General features: G+C 57.1%; 15 protein-coding genes. 8 read left to right on the top strand and 7 right to left on the bottom strand.

Translation table 11 applies throughout. From position 1 onward, the window contains the following. Positions 1–31: 31 nt before the first annotated feature. Both SJQ66_RS10790 and SJQ66_RS10785 read left to right on the top strand, forming a co-directional pair. Complete coding sequence (locus SJQ66_RS10790) at positions 32–1,063, top strand: glycosyltransferase family 4 protein (protein WP_024904306.1); 1,032 nt, start codon at positions 32–34, stop codon at positions 1,061–1,063. Next, complete coding sequence (locus SJQ66_RS10785) at positions 1,063–1,632, top strand: diacylglycerol kinase (RefSeq protein WP_024904307.1); 570 nt, start codon at positions 1,063–1,065, stop codon at positions 1,630–1,632. Before SJQ66_RS10790 ends, SJQ66_RS10785 begins: the two co-directional genes overlap by 1 nt. Positions 1,633–1,714: 82 nt before the next feature. Here the strand turns inward: SJQ66_RS10785 and SJQ66_RS10780 are convergent, their stop codons facing one another. Together SJQ66_RS10780 and SJQ66_RS10775 are read right to left on the bottom strand one after the other, a co-directional pair. Then, positions 1,715–2,536 (bottom strand): SDR family NAD(P)-dependent oxidoreductase, encoded by an 822-nt coding sequence (locus tag SJQ66_RS10780; RefSeq protein WP_024904308.1) that lies wholly within the window; start codon positions 2,534–2,536, stop codon positions 1,715–1,717. 153 nt (positions 2,537–2,689) lie between these two features. Beyond that, positions 2,690–4,879 (bottom strand): TonB-dependent siderophore receptor, encoded by a 2,190-nt coding sequence (locus SJQ66_RS10775; RefSeq protein ID WP_320534041.1) that lies wholly within the window; start codon positions 4,877–4,879, stop codon positions 2,690–2,692. A gap of 704 nt (positions 4,880–5,583) precedes the next feature. Here SJQ66_RS10775 and SJQ66_RS10770 point away from each other — a divergent pair. The 3 genes from SJQ66_RS10770 to SJQ66_RS10760 all read left to right on the top strand — a co-directional run bounded on the left by SJQ66_RS10770 (position 5,584) and on the right by SJQ66_RS10760 (position 8,859). Next, positions 5,584–6,474, top strand: a complete 891-nt coding sequence (locus SJQ66_RS10770) for a LysR family transcriptional regulator (protein WP_201779155.1) — start codon at positions 5,584–5,586, stop codon at positions 6,472–6,474. Between the two features lie 319 nt (positions 6,475–6,793). Then, a complete protein-coding gene (locus SJQ66_RS10765) occupies positions 6,794–8,341 on the top strand; it encodes a methyl-accepting chemotaxis protein (protein ID WP_320534040.1) in 1,548 nt (515 codons plus the stop codon). Between the two features lie 380 nt (positions 8,342–8,721). Continuing rightward, a complete protein-coding gene (locus SJQ66_RS10760) occupies positions 8,722–8,859 on the top strand; it encodes a hypothetical protein (RefSeq protein WP_320534039.1) in 138 nt (45 codons plus the stop codon). Positions 8,860–9,108: 249 nt separating this feature from the next. Here the strand turns inward: SJQ66_RS10760 and copC are convergent, their stop codons facing one another. Further along, a complete protein-coding gene (gene copC / locus SJQ66_RS10755) occupies positions 9,109–9,480 on the bottom strand; it encodes a copper homeostasis periplasmic binding protein CopC (protein WP_024904313.1) in 372 nt (123 codons plus the stop codon). A gap of 810 nt (positions 9,481–10,290) precedes the next feature. Continuing rightward, a complete protein-coding gene (locus SJQ66_RS10750) occupies positions 10,291–10,713 on the bottom strand; it encodes a type 1 periplasmic-binding domain-containing protein (protein WP_024904315.1) in 423 nt (140 codons plus the stop codon). Positions 10,714–11,144: 431 nt separating this feature from the next. Between SJQ66_RS10750 and SJQ66_RS10745 the strand changes: the two genes are divergently transcribed. Both SJQ66_RS10745 and SJQ66_RS10740 read left to right on the top strand, forming a co-directional pair. Further along, positions 11,145–11,903, top strand: coding sequence for an enolase C-terminal domain-like protein (locus tag SJQ66_RS10745; protein WP_036011114.1), 759 nt, complete (start codon positions 11,145–11,147; stop codon positions 11,901–11,903). 340 nt (positions 11,904–12,243) lie between these two features. Then, a complete protein-coding gene (locus tag SJQ66_RS10740) occupies positions 12,244–13,806 on the top strand; it encodes a methyl-accepting chemotaxis protein (RefSeq protein WP_320534038.1) in 1,563 nt (520 codons plus the stop codon). Positions 13,807–13,851: 45 nt separating this feature from the next. Here SJQ66_RS10740 and SJQ66_RS10735 read toward each other — a convergent pair whose 3' ends face one another. Beyond that, the gene (locus SJQ66_RS10735; protein WP_024904317.1) at positions 13,852–14,457 is read right to left on the bottom strand and encodes a flavin reductase family protein; all 606 of its coding nucleotides are present in this window, start codon (positions 14,455–14,457) and stop codon (positions 13,852–13,854) included. A 211-nt stretch (positions 14,458–14,668) separates the two neighbouring features. Here SJQ66_RS10735 and SJQ66_RS10730 point away from each other — a divergent pair, with 211 nt between their 5' ends. Further along, a complete protein-coding gene (locus tag SJQ66_RS10730) occupies positions 14,669–15,166 on the top strand; it encodes a DUF2501 domain-containing protein (protein ID WP_024904318.1) in 498 nt (165 codons plus the stop codon). 39 nt (positions 15,167–15,205) lie between these two features. Here SJQ66_RS10730 and SJQ66_RS10725 read toward each other — a convergent pair whose 3' ends face one another. After that, positions 15,206–16,291: a YeiH family protein gene (locus tag SJQ66_RS10725; RefSeq protein WP_253464012.1), complete on the bottom strand. Its 1,086-nt coding sequence runs from the start codon at positions 16,289–16,291 to the stop codon at positions 15,206–15,208. A gap of 418 nt (positions 16,292–16,709) precedes the next feature. Next, a complete protein-coding gene (locus SJQ66_RS10720) occupies positions 16,710–17,435 on the bottom strand; it encodes an IS6 family transposase (protein ID WP_046153852.1) in 726 nt (241 codons plus the stop codon). Between the last annotated feature and the right edge of the window lie 46 nt (positions 17,436–17,481).

The following is a 17,481-nucleotide window of genomic DNA, read 5'->3' as shown; positions in this document are numbered from 1 at the left end:
CTTTCAACTGATTGCAGGGGATGCTTTGTCAATGAAGATCATGATCGTGACGGACGCGTGGGAGCCTCAAGTCAATGGGGTTGTGCGCACGTTGAAGAACACGACGCGCGAATTGATCGCGCAAGGCCATCAGGTCGAGCTGCTTACGCCACTCGAGTTTCGTACCATCCCGTGCCCGACGTATCCCGAAATTCGCCTGTCACTGTTTCCGAAGCAGCGTCTTGAGACGCGTATCGCCCAATTCGCACCCGATGCGCTGCATATCTCCACCGAAGGGCCGTTGGGAATGGCCGCGCGACGCTACGCGATCAAGCAAGGGCTGCCATTCACCACTGCCTATCACACACGTTTTCCGGAATACGTGCAGGCACGTTTTGGTCTTCCCGTGGGCCTTACCTACCGATTCTTGCGCTGGTTCCATGGTCCATCGCGGGCGGTGATGGCGCCCACGCCGGTGGTGGTCCATGATCTGGAGCACTATGGTTTTCGCAATGTCGTGTTATGGACTCGCGGCGTTGATCTCGATATCTTCCACCCCCAAGATGCGCACGCGCTGAACACGGCGCATCCCATATTTCTGTATGTCGGACGGGTGGCGGTGGAGAAAAACGTCGAGGCATTTTTGAAGCTGGACCTGCCCGGCTCGAAATGGGTGGCAGGTGACGGTCCGGCGTTGGCCGACTTGAAGACCCGCTATCCTGACGTCAATTACCTCGGCGTGTTATCGCAGCCGGATCTGGCCGAGGTGTATGCGAGCGCGGACGTATTCGTTTTCCCCAGTCGCACCGACACGTTCGGATTGGTGTTGCTGGAAGCGTTGGCCAGCGGTACGCCGGTGGCAGCCTACCCGGTCACCGGGCCTATCGATGTGTTGGCCGACGGGCCGGCAGGCGCAATGCGTGAGGATCTACGTGAGGCGTGCCTTGCCGCGGTTCAGATTGATCGCGCCACTGCGCGTGCGTGGGCGGAGCGCTTTTCCTGGGCGGCCGCGTCGGAGCAATTCGCATCACATCTGAAGCCTGTGGTACCCGCTGCGTCGCAAGACGTGCATCAGGCTGCCTGATGCATCCCATGCATCGGATACGGTCGGATGATGACGACAAAGCGGATGCTGTTGGTCCGTCGGACGTGTTGCCCGCGCGGAAACCACGTGCGCCATCGCCCCCGTCAGAAAGTGCGCCGCTGCCGTTTAACCCATATAAGGGTAATCGGGGCGTGACACGGGCTTGGCACGCCATGAAGAACTCGGTGGCCGGAGTAAGGGTGGCGATTCGTGAGGAGAGCGCCTTTCGGCAGGAGCTGACGCTGGCGGCGGTCCTCTTGCCAATGGGGGTGTTTATCCCCGTGGAACCGATTGCGCACGTGCTGCTGATCGGCTCGGTATTGTTGGTGCTGATCGTGGAACTGCTGAACTCGGGCGTCGAGACCGCGATTGATCGCATTTCATTGGAGCATCACGAGCTATCCCGCCGTGCCAAGGATCTTGGTAGCGCTGCCGTGATGTTGGCGCTAGGGCTATGCCTGATGACATGGGGCATTCTCGCGGGTCCCTGGGTCTGGCATTGGTGCCAGGAATGGGGAGGCGACTGGCTGCTGCCCCGCTTCACCGGCTGGCTTTCAACCATCAGGTGAGTATTAGTCGCCGCTGCGGCCGAACTCGTCCCGGCATTGCCTCTGATCGAGCAGATCACGAGAGCAGCGCCTAACGCGGAAATCAAATGGTCGCTACTGAACCGCCGTCGACCCGGTAGTTGCTGCCATTGACAAAGCTGGCGCGCTCGGAGCAAAGGAAGACGATCGCGGCGGCGACCTCCTCGACGCGACCTCTACGCTTCAATTCGATGAAGGGACGCTCCTCGTCGAGGAAGGTCCTCACGGCGTCGTCGAAGGACGTGCCTTTTTCCTTCGCGCGTTTCTGCATCATTGCGTCGGTCATCGGGGTCTGGATGTACGCAGGCGATACCGCATTGACCAGCACGCCGTGCCTTGCGTAGGTCTTCGAGAGGCCTTTCGTCAGGCTCAGGACGGCTGCCTTGGCCGCGCAGTAAGGCAACTCATCGATATATGGTTGCACGGCATCTTCGGAAGCGGTCAGCACGATCCGGCCCCAGCCACTTTCGCGCATACCTTCGATGAACGCTTTGACCAGCCGCACCGCGGCGAAGAAATCGATGTCGAGTGTAGTACGCCATCCTTCTTCGTCGATTTCATGAAACAGGCCGGTGGCGCCGGTCACACCGGCACAGTTGACGAGAATCTGCGGCTGTCCGACCTTGCTCAGAACCGTATCATGCAATGCCTTGACCGATGCAGGCTCCGTCAAATCCGCCGCGACGGCAAATACCTTCGGCTGCGTCGGCGTCTGTTCCTTCGCGAAGCGCCGTAATTTTTCACCCGCCGCTTCTATCGTGTCACGATCCTTGTCACTGACGATGACGGTCGTGCCCTCTTCAAGCAACATTCTTGCCGATTCGAAACCAATGCCGGAGTCGCCGCCGGTAATTAATGCGATGCGTTTGCCGATTCCCAGATCCATGATGTCTCTCCTGTCACCTAGTGGCCGTCATGGCGCGAACTCGCAAGAAGTGGTCCCGGATAGACGTCGGACGGCGGATGTCCATGGGTCACGGCGCACTGGCCCGAAGCATTGCCAACGTGTCACGCTATTCGGCGCGTCCTGGATGGGTATCTAAAAATCAATTGTCGAGGTGAGTGTGATCGTTCGTTCAAGACCGATGCCAAGCTGGCTTGAACCGGCCGATGCCCAGTAATGCTTGTTTGACGCATTGTCGACATTCAGCTGGAACGATGCGTGTTTGCGGAATAACGTTGTCTCATAACGTGCACCGGCCGAAAACAAGGTATAACCGCCGATAAAAGCCTGATTCGCATCATTGATCGGCCGGGAGCTGATGTAGTATGCACCGCCATTCAATGACAGGCCCGGCAAGTGGGGAACCTTGTAATTCAAGAAGGCACTGGCGGTATAGCGTGGTGTGTTTTCCGGGCGCTTGCCGTCTGTTGTTGGATCACTATTGTTCATCAGGCGGGAATTCAGGTACATGCCGCTGAGAACAATCGACAACCTTTGCGTGGCATCGCCCTGGAAGGCAAACTCGACGCCGCGATACCGGCCCATGCCGCTCAAGCCGTAGTAACCCGTGGCATCGGTGCTGGCGGTGGGCTGCCGCAAATTGAAGACGGCCAACGACACCATGGCCTGCGTGGACAAGCGATGTCGCACGCCAAGTTCTTCCTGCCGGCTCACCGCGGCAGGCAGCACCTGATAAGCATTACTGGCCGTGGCCGGTGCGCTGCCGGGTGACTCCAATCCTTCCACGTAACTGCCGTAGATACTGGTCGACGGTGTGACTTTGAAGACGAGACTTGCCGAGGGCGAGGTGCGGTGCACATCCTGCGTGACGGTTCCCGCTTGCGTCTGGTGGTAATCGGAATATCGTGCACCTAGGGTGAAATCCCACTTCGGCGTCAACGCGATGCGATCGAAAAGATAAACGCCTCGCGTACGTACGTGCTGCGCGTAAAACGCCTTTGATCCTGCCGCCGTTAAGGCGGTGATACTTCTCGGGGTGTACAGGTTCTGCGTTGCCGTGTAATAGTAAGTTGTGAAATCGGGCTGGAATAGCCAGTTTTCCTGTACACCGAGCGTGACGTCATGCGCGACCGGCCCTGTATTGAACAGCCCGTTGACCTCCGCGCGCACGTCCTTGTTCTCGTAGAACTGGCCATTCTGCTTGCTGCCCTGCAAAGTGCCTGCGCCGGTATTGACGTTGTATTTCTGCATGATCCACAGCCAGCGGTCACGTTGCGTGATCGACTGTCCAATCGTGAAGTTCGCCGACCAGTTATCCGTGAGGTTGTAATCCGCGCGTAGCAATTGCGCCGTGGAAGTTGCATTCGTTTTTTTGTCGTTCGGCACGAGCAGCGTGGTTGCGCTGGGTAGCCGCGGCAGGGTGATCACGCCATTGACGGCGGCCTGTGGCGTAATGCCCGCCTGTTCGGCGATGCGCTGGTCAATATGTTCCAGATCGTATTTCAATGTCAGGCGGCTGTTGACACGCCAGTCCGCCGCCACGCTGGCAAATCGCCGGTACCCTCTGTCACCCTCAATCGATGATTCGACATGTTCGTCCATCGCGTTGACGCGCAGGCCAAACTGGTTATCGCGACCAAACCGGCGCGAGACGTCCGCCTTGACCCCGGCCGAGCCATGTGAATCCAGTACCGTGCCAACACTGGTCACGGGCGTTTCGCCTGCGCGCTTCATCACCATATTGACGATACCGGCCGGGACGGTAAAGCCGTAATACAGCGCCGAGGCACCCTTGAGGACTTCGACGCGCTCCTTGTCCTCCATCGGCATCCAGATATTGTTATCGATCGGCAGGACGCCATTGAGGAAGTAACTCCCGCGGTTGTCCAGCGTGATGCCGCGTACCGTCAACTGGTCATAGGCAATCCCGCTTGATTGCTGGCGTGCGACTCCGGCAACGTTACGCAGTGCATCGTAAAGGCCCGTTGCCGCTTGTGCTTCAAGTAGATCGCGCGTGACGGTGCTGACTGTCGCTGGAACATCAAGTGCGTCGAGGCCGCGGTACTGCCCGGTTTGTACGATTTTGCCTGCGTAGTTGGCGCCATTGCCGAGAGTGGATGCCTTGACGGAGACGCCGGGAAGGGCTTCGCTATCCTTCGTGGTAGCAGCGTCTTTCCGCGCGCGCGCCGTGTCGGTCGTGTTGATGTTTGCCGTTGTTGCGCTGCTGATCGAGGCGACCTGCGCGTGTGCCGCGTATGCGCCTGTCGACAAGCCGGCGGCGATCAAGCCCTGCATGATCCAATGGGGCGTGGACGAGACAGTCATGGTTCCTTCGTACTTTTTGATGGGATCGCGAACCCGGGCATACCTCTGCCTGGTTTGCACCAGCGATGAACGCGTTAAAAATCATCTCGCCGGAAAATTAGCCGCTGAGCAACGCAAAACAGAGAATAAAAATGCGAACGATTATTGTTTGCGTGGCATATTGATTTAGATACGCATGTCATGTCAAGCAGTGTGTAAAAAATGCGTCGGAAAAATGATATATAAATGAAAACGATTTGTAGGTAAATTGGACGCTTTGTGCCCATCTCCTGTACTGCTAGACGCGTTTGAAGCCATCGCCCGCCAGTGCCGACCGGTGCGTCATGCGGGTCTTCAATGTCAATGGTGACCAGCAGGACTGAGGACAGGAGCAACCCTCCTCATGCTGTACAGCGCCATGGAAATGACGTCTTCATCAATTCATGCCCTAAGCATAACGAATGAAATGCGTATCAGAAAATGTCGTTTCCAGGCTCGCATCTGCCGTTTTCAGGAGGGATAGCGGTTTGTTTATGTCACGTTGATCGTTTGCTTATTCTGCAGGACGTGCCGCGGCACCCTTCACTGCGACGGGTTACGCGAATTGCCTGTTCCGGTCGCGGGCTCCCATGCTACGCTAGCGTTCGATAAAGCCAATCGATGCAAGAAAGCGAATGCGATGGCATTGCGCTAGGCCGCACGACAGTAATAGTGATGCAGGGGGCATGAACGTGACGTTAGAGCAGTTGCGGATTTTTATCGCGGTAGCGGAGCGCGGACACCTGACGCAGGCCGCGGAGACGTTGTCGCTGACGCCTTCAGCGGTCAGCGCCGCACTGCGCAGTCTCGAACATCGCTACGACGTCAAGTTATTCGATCGCATTGGTCGTGGCATTGCCTTGACCGAAAACGGCAAACTCTTCCTGACACATGCGCGTGCCGCTATTCAGAGCGCGGCCCAGGCGGAACAGGTGTTGACGGACCTGTCCGGGTCCGAACGTGGCAGGATTCGGTTGCGAGCCAGCCAGACCATTGCAAGCTATTGGCTGCCGCGACCGTTGGTGCGCTTTCGACAGCGTTTCCCAGGCATCGAGGTGGTGCTCGGCGTGGGTAACACGCAGACTGTCGCGCAAGCCGTCGTTGAAGGCAGCGCGGATGTCGGTCTGGTCGAGGGAGAAATCGACCAACCTTTGCTGGAGCGCGTGCAGTTTGGCGCGGACCAGTTGATCGTCGTGGTGGCCGCCAAGCACCGGTGGGCTCGTGCGCGCAATCTACGCGTGTCGGAACTGATGCAGGGAGAGTGGGTCAGTCGAGAAGTAGGCTCCGGCACCCGGTCCGAGTTCGAAGCTTTTCTCGAAAAACAGGGTGTCGCACCCGCGGCGCTTCCCATCATCATGACGTTTCCATCAAACGAAGCGGTGCTAAGCGCGGTAGCAGACTCTGACTTTGCTGCGGCCGTGTCTACTTTTGCCGCGGCTCCGGCGCTCGCATCGGGCCAGATTGTACGCGTTCCGGTGATCGTGGCGGAGCGGGCGTTCAGCGTGTTGACGCATCGCGAGCGTTTTCGTACGCGTGCCGTTTCGGCGTTGATTGCTGAATTGACCGGCATTCAATGACAAAGCGCCAAGCCCCATGCCCCATCTCTCTGATCGATTCACGCGTCCCCGGCTGAAAATGGATCCTGTCCCAGCGGAAGGGTCTGCCTATTATAAAAAAACTTTGTGACTCGCATTTTATTTTTTCAGTTTTCCTGGTAAATTATTTGAGATATTTATGCATTTTTAAAAATGCTTAAATTAATTAAAGTTCATGCTTTAGCCGGTCGTTATGCTATATGACCTGTCTCCCCTCATGCCACGCGATTGATTCTCGTAAGAAATGTCTAAAGTCCGGGCGTTGCCGGGAATAAAAAAACGACTCTACATAAGGCTAACCATGCGTTCGTTGACGCTGCGCAAGAAACTGCTTCTTCCATTGCTGATTTGCTGCATCGCATTAACGGTGCAGGCCGGTATCAGTGCATTTCAACTACGCGACAGCCAGCTTGCCGCGCGGAAACTCGACCTCGCACATGTCATCGATACGGCTGTCAGCATTTGCACGTTTTATGCGGATCAAGTCAGCAGTGGCAAGTTACCCCAAGATGAGGCCAAGGCACGTGCGATAGCGGCGATTGGCGCCCAGCGCTATGGGGTCAGTGGCTATATAATCAGTGTGACGACCAAGTCGATCGTAATCGACAATCCTTTGAGTCCGAAAATCAATGGCAAGGACATGTCGGGGTTCCAGGACGCGCGTGGTTTGTATCTTTATCAAGCGATTGCCGCTGCCGGTGCAACGCCCGAGGGACATGGCTATATCGAATATTGGTGGCCGAAGCCGGGTGAGAAAGACGCAAGTCCAAAGATGGGCTATGTCGCCCGGTTCGCGCCATGGCAGATGGATTTTATCGCGGGTGAATATTTCGATGACATCAACGCTGATTTTTATAAGGGAATCGCCAAATCAGCGGCGATGCTTGTCGTGCTTGCACTCGTCGTGGGCGTGGTGGCATGGCGTGTGTCGTCGGACGTGTATGGCTCGGTAGGCGGCGAGCCCGCCGTGGCAGCGGCCGCTGCATTGCGTATTGCACAAGGTGATCTGAGTGCGGACATTGTCACCCGAGAGGGTGATGGTACAAGTCTGCTGCTCTCATTAAAAGAGATGCGTGCACAGTTGTCACGCGCAATGGGCGATATCAAGCGCTCGACGGAATCGATCACGATCGCGTCCCGGGAAATTGCTTCGGGAAATCACGATCTATCGGTGAGAACCGAGGAACAGGCGGCCGCGCTTCAGCAGACCACCTCGAACCTCGACGAGCTGGTGAGCACCGTCGATCGCAATACGGAGAACGCGGTACGTGGTGCCGCTTTGGCGAACACCGCCTCCGAGGCAGCCGTGCGTGGCGGTAACGCCGTGGGCGAAGTCGTGACGACGATGCGTGGCATCAGCGAAAGCGCCCAGAAAATCGCCGAGATCACCGGCGTGATCGATGGGATAGCGTTCCAGACCAACATCCTCGCACTGAATGCCGCGGTGGAAGCAGCGCGTGCCGGAGAGAACGGAAAGGGATTTGCCGTCGTGGCGGGGGAGGTACGTTCCTTGGCGCAACGCAGTGCGATTGCGGCAAAGGAAATCAAGACCTTGCTCGACGCGTCTACGGCGCGCATTGAGACGGGGTCGCGAATGATCGAACGTTGTGGCGCGACGATGACCGAGGCTTTGCAATCGGTGGATGCGGTAACGAAGGTCATGGGTGACATTGCGCAGGCGTCGTCGCACCAAACGCAAGGCATCAATGAGATCAGTAAGGCGTTGCGGCAGCTTGATGGCGTGACGCAATCCAACGCTGCATTGGTTGAGGAAGCCGCCGCCGCGGCGCAGTCGCTTGACGGTCAGACAGCGCGTTTGAGCGGTGCGGTATCGGTATTCCGTGTGTAATGGGGTGGTCTGTTCAAGCGATGCAACGTGTCTACACCGGCACGTCCCGCATGTAACAGGTTGCCGATAGTCTCGAAACCTTTCTTTCTTTTTATTACCCGGTACATGCTGTGGGATGACGATCATGTATCCACACTGCACGGTTTAGGGCAGAAAAATGCCTTAATCAAAGAGGTCTCCAAATATCACGGTGTGTTCACCGAATATTGGGACAAATGCGGTGGTCCACCCGCTGTACTGAAACTTACACATTGCTACGTACGCGTACAGCTTATTCGGGTTCAATGGTCTCAACCGGAAAGGGCGTGTCGTGGCGCATGGTGCGTTCAGGCTCGCCAACGATCCGGAGCAAATACCGGATCAGTTCCAAGGAGGGCAATGTGAAACGGTGGACCTTGATGATGGCGGCCGGCGTTGTGCTGGCAAGTTTGCTAGGAGGATGTATTGTCGTTCCGGCACCGGGGTATTATGGCGGTGCCGGTTATTACCATCACCCGCATTACGACTACTACCGTTGACAGGATGGGCTTTTGAAAAGATAGCGGGCGGAGCAGTGGTGACCTGGATGTTGTCAGGCGAATCATAAAACCACTGCATCGGGATGACATCGCGGTGCTCCGTGCTCATGGGGCGCCGCTTTTTTCGTCAAGGAATAGATGACGGATGCTGCCGATGCCACAGATGCCACGTCATGGGAACGGGTGGCGCCCATCGTCGGATGGCATCACGGCGACAACATGCCCATGCAAAGGTGATGGTGCCGTGGTTTATTTGACCGTGAATGTATAGTCGCCCTGCGTACGATGTCCATCGTCGGCAACCGCAACCCAGTGGACTGTATAACTACCTGCCTTCAGTGGCTTTAGCGGTACCGACATCCGGGTGCTTTCTTTCGGATCCACCGTCGACGGACCGGAAGAGACAGCCTGCCCCGCGGCATCGGAGACATCTATCTTGCTGAATCGTGCAGCCAGGCCTTCCGTGTAATTGATGGTAACGGCTGGCGGGGCGCTGTCGACCACGGCATCTTTGGTCGGGATCATGGTTTTCGGATGCGCGTGGGCGAATGCCAGCGGCGCGGCGCTGGCAATCGTAAGGAATAACGCAGTGTTTGTCAGGGTTGCACGAAAGCGGGTCATGGTATGAAAGTCTCGATCAAAAAGGATCAGGCACTGACCATATCCCCGCTGTCGATCGCCTCAGATGAAAGCGGTCAGGGACATGAACAGAGCACGTATTGTAGCGCCTCCATCAGCCAAAACGGCATGCTTTAGCGGAGTGCCGCATCCCGACGTACCCTTGTGCCCTTCTTGTCGAGGGACAATGCGGCCACCAGGCTCAAGATTGCATTCGCAGCCAACCATGCACCGACCATGGCGCTGCTATGGAACGTATGGGTGAGCCGACCATTACATTACCGAGACCGCCTGACTGCCGGCTTGCCAACAGGTGAAAAAGGCCCGTTTACCCGGTTTCGCAATTTTCGCGAGATATACGACAGCGTCGTATGGCAATGACGCGAACGGCTCGACAAAAGCCGGATGCGACTCATTCGTGCGAAATGACATTACGGAATGCAAGGTATCGATATGCCGTGAAGTAATCCAAGCACATGTTTGCAACATGATTACAAAGAAATGACTGCGCAATCTTTCGCTTTGGGATACTCCGGTTTACACGCCAGTACGACAGATAGGCAAGATGATAAGCGGGGTTACAAGATGAGGCCGAAGCACGTACGTCACATGGAATTTCGGGTGCCCTCCTCGAATTTTGGTGGTGATTCGAGATGTCGTGTGGATTGAAGCAATAGCGTCAGCGTGCGGTACTGTCGCGTTGCACGAATGCAAAACCCGTATCTATGGCATTGCCGGTCACCATTGACGCGGAGACGGTGTCCGCCGTTAGTGCGCTGAATCGTCGAAGCAATGTATAGGCGACGCGCTCGCCTATACCGCGCTCATCCACGCGTACCGTTGACAAGGCCGGATAGAGGTGTGCTGCCGCACTCCGATCGCCGAAGGCCCATCACGCCCGAGTCCCAATATCGCGGGTGCCGTCAGAATCTCCATCGTTACGGAGTGCGCATTGAGACGCTGGAGTTCGGCCATCGCGCTGCGGCTGCGGCGCAATTCACGAGGATCATCAACGGAAACGATCCCAAAACGGCGATAGCCCTTTTCGAACAAATGTCGAGCAATAGCGACACCCACCGCCTCATGTGAGAAACCAATGACGGTGTCGATTGGATTGGCGGTCAGGTCCCACATCTCCACAACGGGAATATGCGCTTGTTTCAGGCGTGACACGGTCAGCATAGTGTGGTCGATGCCCGCGAGGACCACGCCTGCCACACGCGCGACATCAATCAACGATACTTGCTCGGTGCCACGGTACAGGTTCGCTTCCGCATGGCCGGTATGTGCGTCGTCCGAGGTCTTGGCACCAGCCGCGGTCGGACGTGATGTCTTGTCTGCGGATCGTAGCGGCTTGCGTCGCGATTTTGTCAGGGGTGCCGCTTTTTTTTTGGGGTTTTATGACCATCTGTCATCACCGTCATAAGCCTTTGCCGGTCATTCCCTCTCATTGGCCGGCGCGCTCGTCACATTGTATCTGCAGCCTCGTCCCGTAAGGGAGGCTCGAACCTTTCGCTGTCGGGAAAACCCTATGCGGTCCATGCTGGACAAAGCGCGAATGATTGCGCAGTCATTCGTTGCGTTTGCTGGCGCGTGCCGGCTTTCTGATGATGTTTATTTCCGCTCGACCAAGGTGGCGCCTCGTGTGCGGCGCTTGGAGATCGTCTATGTCACTTCCTCGAAATATCCCGTCTGCTGCGATATCGGTCGATAGCATTGCGTGGATTGGCTTGACCTCGGGCAGACTTCCTCTCGCCACACCCACCAGTGATGCAAAGTTACTGACCGGTCGGCAAAAACCAATGACCGAGATTGCCATGCTGTTTGCGCAAATTGAGACAAGAGACGGTCATCGCGGTTTGGGTTTCAGTTATTCGAAACGCGGGGGCGGTGCGGGCCAATTCGCGCATGCGGCAGAAATTGCACCTGCTTTGATGATCGATGCGAATCAACAATGGGATTGTCCAACCGCTCAGCGAATGTGCCGTACTTTTGAACCATTGAACTTGATCTGGATCAAGGAGCCCCTGGATTGTTATGACGTTGACGGCCACGCTGCCCTGGCGGCAACGTTCGATACACCCATTGCAACTGGAGAAATGCTCAGGAGTCTGGCGGAGCATCGCGCATTTATCCAGGCAAAAGCCGCTGACTTCCTGATGCCTGACGGCCCTCATGTTGGTGGTATTACCCCGTTCCTGAAGGTTACCGCGTTGGCCGAAGAGGCCGGCATCATGCTTGCACCCCATTTCGCCATGGAACTGCATGTGCATCTGGCGGCCTGCTACCCAACGGACCCGTGGGTGGAACACTTCGAGCGGTTGGAGCCGTCGTTCAACGAACGAATTGAAACGCACGCGGGACGCATGATCGTTCCAACACGCGCTGGCGTGGGGTTGTCGCTCAGCGACCCGGTGCGAGGATAGACCGTCGCACGTTCCGAGATCGGCAAGCGGGCCTGACCACCATGTCGACGCGTGACCAACGTCAGGGCATTTCAGGATGCCTGCCCGGTGTCAATGATGGGGCTGGAAAACCTGTAGTGGCCGACGCGTGGCATCGTTGCGGCCTCGCGAGATGTAATCAAGAGCGTGATTTGCGTTAGCGCAGCGTCGATGGAAACCTCTCCCTGCAAACATATACTTTGTAACTGCCCTATAGAAATCGCCTGATCGCTCCGTAATCCAGATAGCGCCGTGAAGTTTTCGGCGCACCGAACACGTATCGGCTTATTGAGAAAAAAGAGGGGTAGGGGTGGAGGAAGACATGCAGCAGTCGAAGAAAGGCGTGACGGTCCGCGCTGGATTATTGACCGTCCTGGTGGCGTTTGCGGCTATGATCCTACTGGGGGGCGCGGTTGGGGTGGTCTCGCTGGGAGGCGCCGATCGGACGAATACGACGTTAGCGGAAGTCGCGCGCCAGGTGGTCCTTGCCAACGACGGCTACAAGGACAGTACGCGGACGCGCGCTGCCTTGACGCGGGCTTACTCGGCGTTAAAGGAACGGGGCGATACTGCGACGCGCGACGGCGCATTGAAATCGGCGCAGACGACGATCGACAAGGCTGCGACGGAGACCCAGGCATTGCGCGATGCCCCGGTGGTGGATGGCATCGACCCGTCGCTTGCCCGTGCGACTGCCGACACGTCCATTGCTCTGGCGACGCTGCTTGAATCGGCCCGCGATGCGCTACGTGCGGGCGACACCAATGCATACGTGGCAATCAATGACGCGAAGATCACCGTCGCCGGACAGCGGTATACGGCGAACCTGGAAAACTTTCAGTCACAAGCAAGCGCGGCGATGCGTGCGGCCAGTGAATCAGGCGCGGCGCGGTACCATCGCGTCATCGGATTGGTCGTCATCGGCATTATCTTTTCATTGGTGCTGCTATTAGTCACGCATATCACCCTAAGACGGTGGGTTATCGGACCCTTGCAACAGGCGAGTGGGCTCCTTGATCGGATTGCGGCCAATGACCTGACCGCGACCACCACGTATCGCAGCAATAATGAGATAGGGCAGTTGTTCGACGCGATGCGCAGGATGCAGCATGGCTTGACGGAGACGGTATCGGTCGTACGAAGCCGCTGCGAAGCGATCAACACGGGCACGCGTGAAATTGCCGCTGGCAATCTCGACCTGTCGGCGCGTACGGAGCAACAATCCGCATCATTGGGTGAGACCGCGTCCAGCATGAAAGAATTGACTTCCACCGTGAAGCGGAATGCCGATCATGCCCGTGAAGCCAATAATCTTGCCAACTCCGCGGCGTCGGTGGCGAAGCGTGGCGGTGAAGTGATCGGTGACGTCATGCGCACAATGGACGATATCTCGGCCAGTTCGCGCAAGATCGCCGACATCACGGGCTTGATAGACGGTATTGCCTTCCAGACGAACATCCTTGCCTTGAACGCCGCGGTAGAAGCCGCGCGTGCTGGCGACCAGGGGAAGGGCTTTGCGGTTGTCGCGTCCGAAGTGCGCAGCCTGGCGCAGCGGAGCGCCAGCGCCGCCAAGGAGATCAAAGGCTTGATCGAGTCCTCGGTGTCGGACGTATCGCATGGAAACCGGCTGGTGAACCAGGCTGGGACGACGATCAGCGAGGTGGTCGGCAGCGTGGATTCATTGGCAACCTTGATGGCTGAAATATCGGCGGCCACGCTTGAACAAAGCGATGGTATCTCCCAAGTGGAGCAGGCCGTAAGCCAGATGGATCAAGTAACGCAACAGAACGCCGCGCTGGTGGAGGAGGCGTCTGCGGCTACGAGTTCGCTCGAATCACAGGTCGAGGACATGGTCTCGGCAGTGTCGGCTTTCCGTTTGAGATAAGGTATGGGGCGTGCGGCGGCGATCTTCAGGTCACGCCGCACCATGTCACTCTATTGCGCCGACCGAAAACGCATTGCCGACGCTGACGAAATTGCCGCCACCCAAATAATGCAGCGTGTGTAGCGAGGGTTGGCTGCCATCGAACCGCCAGTGACCATCTCGAAAAATGGCGGGATCGGCCGCGGCGGATACGACGTCGCAAAAGCAGGTGTCGTACGCGTCTTCCGTATGCGCTTCCGGTATCAAACGACATTCGAGCCAGGCAGAGCATCCCTGTTCAATCACGGGCATCCCGAGCACGGGTCCAACCAGCGATGGAATACCATGAACGGCAAACTTGTCTTCATCGCGACCCGACACAATGCCAACGTCGCGCGTCATCCTTGCACCATCGACATTCGGCACACAGATGGCAAATTGCCCGCTCGCTTCTATAAGTGATTTGGTGAAGGTTTGCTTGTCAATCACCACGGCGAGGCGAGGGGGCACAAATTCAACGGGCGTGGACCATGCTGCGGACATCACATTGCGGCGTCCATCGTGCAGTGACGTAATCATGACGGTTGGACCGTGGTTCAACAAGCGGCTCGCGTGTTCAAGGGCGACCATGGCGAAGCGGGAGCCCGCAGGAGGGGGGGTGACGGTATTCATCTATGAATGCAAAGGCGCAAGGTAGGGGAAGAAAGTCGCTGGCTGTGATATTTGCCGACGGAGTCCTGAGTGCGATGACGCGGCAGTCATGGCGATCCGCCTCGCTTGGGACGCGAAGCACGGATGCAACCGTGCGCGCCAGTCAGTATAAGCTGTGTGCTGATGGCGTGTGCAACGCCGGGATAACTCGCTATCGGAGGTAATCAACAAAATGAGACAATCCGTCACCCATCATGCATCGGCGGTGGTTCCGCTACTCTTCCTCATTGCCGTCTGCGCGGTTCCTCCGGCCAATGCAGCGAACTTCGTGGATAATTTGAAGGCGCAAGCGCAACAGCAGTTGAACGGCGGCCAGCTTGACGGGTCAAAGGGTGCCGGCAGCACGGCTAATGCAATGAGTGGTGCGCTCGGAAGCTTGGGAATGCCGGCGATGAGTAGTCGCACTGGCATCAATGCGGCCGGCGTGTTGGTTTACTGCGCTAAAAACAAATATCTGAACGCGTCAAACGCTCAGACTGTCAAAGACAAATTATTGCAAAACGCAGGGCTGAGCGGTACAACGGCACAGCGGGACAGCGGCTATCGCGAGGGCGTTTCCGGCTTACTCCAAGGCAGCAACGGCACGACGCTCAACTTGGACAATATCAAGGACAATCTGAAACGCAAAGCTTGCGACTACGTGTTGGATCATGCGAAGTCGTTTATCTAGCGATTTTGCATGGCGACCGCCTCGACTGCGTAGTGGCCATTAAAGTGATAACAGGCGCATGGCCAGCAGACTCCATGCGCCCAAGGCGACAAGGGCCAATATCGCAGATGCCACCACGCGACCACCAGATCGCGCTATATCTCGAATGTCGACGCCCAGGCCGAGTGCCGCCATCGATAAAATGGTCAAGAACGTGGAAACGGATTGTGCGGGTGCCAATGCCGCCTGCGGTAGCGCATCAATCGAGCGCAAGCCCATCAGTGCAAGAAATCCAACGACAAACCAAGGGCAAAGCTGATGCCATGCAACCGTTTGTCGGCTTTGCGTCGCGTCGGCACGTCGCGCGCGCGGTAGCCATGTCGAAAGTATCAACAATACCGGGCCAAGCATCAGCACCCGGACCAGCTTTACCAACGTTCCCACCTGAACGCTCAACGCGGAGACTGGCGCGGTAGCGGCCAATACTTGCGGGACGGCATAAACGGTCAAGCCAGCGAATACGCCATATGCGCGCGGTGACAACCCAAGTAGACCTCCCAACATGGGCAACAACAGCACGACTAAGACGCCCAGCACCGCGGTAAATGCGATGGCCGCGGCGATGTCCCGACCTTTGGCGCCGACTACGGGTGCCGCCGCGGCAATCGCCGAATTGCCGCAGATGGCATTTCCGCAAGCAACCAGTAGCGCCAACTCGCGATGGAGTCCGATTATTCGCCCTACAGCGTAACCTGTCACCAGCGTCGATGCCACCACGGTGGCGATTGCGATCAGCAAGCCCACGCCCTGCGCCAGCACGACATGGGCACTGATCGATGCGCCGAGCAACATCACCGCGATCTCCAGTAGCGTCTTCGCACAAAATGCGATGCCCTTTTGATAGCGGTCTGACACGGGCACAGCGCTCCGGAGTGTTACGCCGATGAGAATCGCCAGCACAAGGCTATCTAGCCAGGTGCGATGGAATAGCCAAGTTTGCAGTGCATTGACGGATAGCGCTGCGCCCCCTACGGCGACACTCATGACCAGCCCGGGGGCGATATCGGCGATTGCTTCCACGAATCGCGCGAGCGCATTTGGGCGCTCGGGAACGTTGACGCACTGAGAAGGAGTGGTGATTGACATGTTTTAGCACTTTTGTGCATATCGATATGATCAAAAGTGTGAAGCATCCAATCGTGTTAATCAATCAAATGTTTGTTGATATATTGTGCAATTTAATCGAATGATGTATCAATACGGGCATTTGAGGTGGAAGTGCTTCATCACTTGAGCAAGGCGCTTGAGGTTTCTGGTGTGCTGGGCGGAGAGTATCTGTCTGTGCTGCTATCGCGCCAGAGCAAGCAACGCGCTTTCGCGATGGCGACGTCTCGATTCGCATCGATGGCCAGGAGCGACGCTATGCGATTAAGATGGAATTACACATCGTACGCACATTGGACCTGGAACGATTCATTGCCCAGGTCGACAACTTGGATTACTGCTTGCGGCATTGTCACGTTATCGGGCGTGGACCGGGAAAAGGGCATTTCACTGCCTGCTTTCAAAACGCGGACGGATTTTGGCTCCCAAGCGTCAATTGCTGCCATGACGCAAGATGCGCCGTGATCTGACGGCGGTGTTCGATGGCGCCAAGTGTTTCGCGCTTGAGTGCAAAATGCTGTCGAATTGGGCCGAAGTTCGAGAGGAAGCCCTGGGCACGTCGCCGATCTCTTAAGCCGCGCATGCGGCGCTCACGTTCACGTGTTGGTTGATGGCTATCTTCGGCACGGTTATTTACGCGTGCGGCAGCCCGTATGGAGATGTGCTTCGTCTTGGCCAGCGCGGGCACTCGGGCTTTGGCAACCGGATAGCTAAGAAGCTGATCTGTCACGATGACCCGCGGTGCCGGGTGCTTGCGCAAGATCCTCTTGAAGAATTGTTCAGCTGCGGCGGTATCACGACGCTTTTGCAAAAGGATGTCGAGTTCTTGCCCTTGCTCGTCAACGGCGCGCCAGAGCCAGTAAGGCTCACCGCGTAGACGCACGAACATTTCATCGAGATGCCATGTTTTGGCGCTACGGCCGGTGATCTTTACATGTGCGGCAAATCGCGCCCCGAATTTATCGCACCACCGCCGTATCGATTCGTAGCTGACGATCACGCCGCGCTCGAGCAATAATTCGTCCATGTCGCGCGAGCTCAGCAAGAAGCGAAAGTACCAGCGCACCGCTAGGCCGATGATGGCAGGTGGAAAACGGTGTCCGCGGTAAATGGACGAGGTGTTCATGCGCCAAGCTTACGTGACCGCTTCGAGAACGTAACAGTGCTCACCA

This window comes from Robbsia andropogonis (genome assembly GCF_034047095.1).
Taxonomy (GTDB): domain Bacteria; phylum Pseudomonadota; class Gammaproteobacteria; order Burkholderiales; family Burkholderiaceae; genus Robbsia; species Robbsia andropogonis.
Note: the sequence above shows the minus strand (reverse complement) of the source record. Positions and strands in the feature narration are given on the sequence as shown.

Bases quoted from the DNA above. Each gene is read 5' to 3' on its own strand.
- SJQ66_RS10720 (WP_046153852.1), bottom strand. From the start codon at position 17,435: ATGAACACCTCGTCCATTTACCGCGGACACCGTTTTCCACCTGCCATC.
- SJQ66_RS10785 (WP_024904307.1), top strand. From the start codon at position 1,063: ATGCATCCCATGCATCGGATACGGTCGGATGATGACGACAAAGCGGAT.
- copC (WP_024904313.1), bottom strand. From the start codon at position 9,480: ATGACCCGCTTTCGTGCAACCCTGACAAACACTGCGTTATTCCTTACG.
- SJQ66_RS10775 (WP_320534041.1), bottom strand. From the start codon at position 4,879: ATGACTGTCTCGTCCACGCCCCATTGGATCATGCAGGGCTTGATCGCC.
- SJQ66_RS10765 (WP_320534040.1), top strand. From the start codon at position 6,794: ATGCGTTCGTTGACGCTGCGCAAGAAACTGCTTCTTCCATTGCTGATT.
- SJQ66_RS10745 (WP_036011114.1), top strand. From the start codon at position 11,145: ATGTCACTTCCTCGAAATATCCCGTCTGCTGCGATATCGGTCGATAGC.
- SJQ66_RS10770 (WP_201779155.1), top strand. From the start codon at position 5,584: ATGAACGTGACGTTAGAGCAGTTGCGGATTTTTATCGCGGTAGCGGAG.
- SJQ66_RS10730 (WP_024904318.1), top strand. From the start codon at position 14,669: ATGAGACAATCCGTCACCCATCATGCATCGGCGGTGGTTCCGCTACTC.
- SJQ66_RS10740 (WP_320534038.1), top strand. From the start codon at position 12,244: ATGCAGCAGTCGAAGAAAGGCGTGACGGTCCGCGCTGGATTATTGACC.
- SJQ66_RS10735 (WP_024904317.1), bottom strand. From the start codon at position 14,457: ATGAATACCGTCACCCCCCCTCCTGCGGGCTCCCGCTTCGCCATGGTC.
- SJQ66_RS10790 (WP_024904306.1), top strand. From the start codon at position 32: ATGAAGATCATGATCGTGACGGACGCGTGGGAGCCTCAAGTCAATGGG.
- SJQ66_RS10725 (WP_253464012.1), bottom strand. From the start codon at position 16,291: ATGTCAATCACCACTCCTTCTCAGTGCGTCAACGTTCCCGAGCGCCCA.
- SJQ66_RS10780 (WP_024904308.1), bottom strand. From the start codon at position 2,536: ATGGATCTGGGAATCGGCAAACGCATCGCATTAATTACCGGCGGCGAC.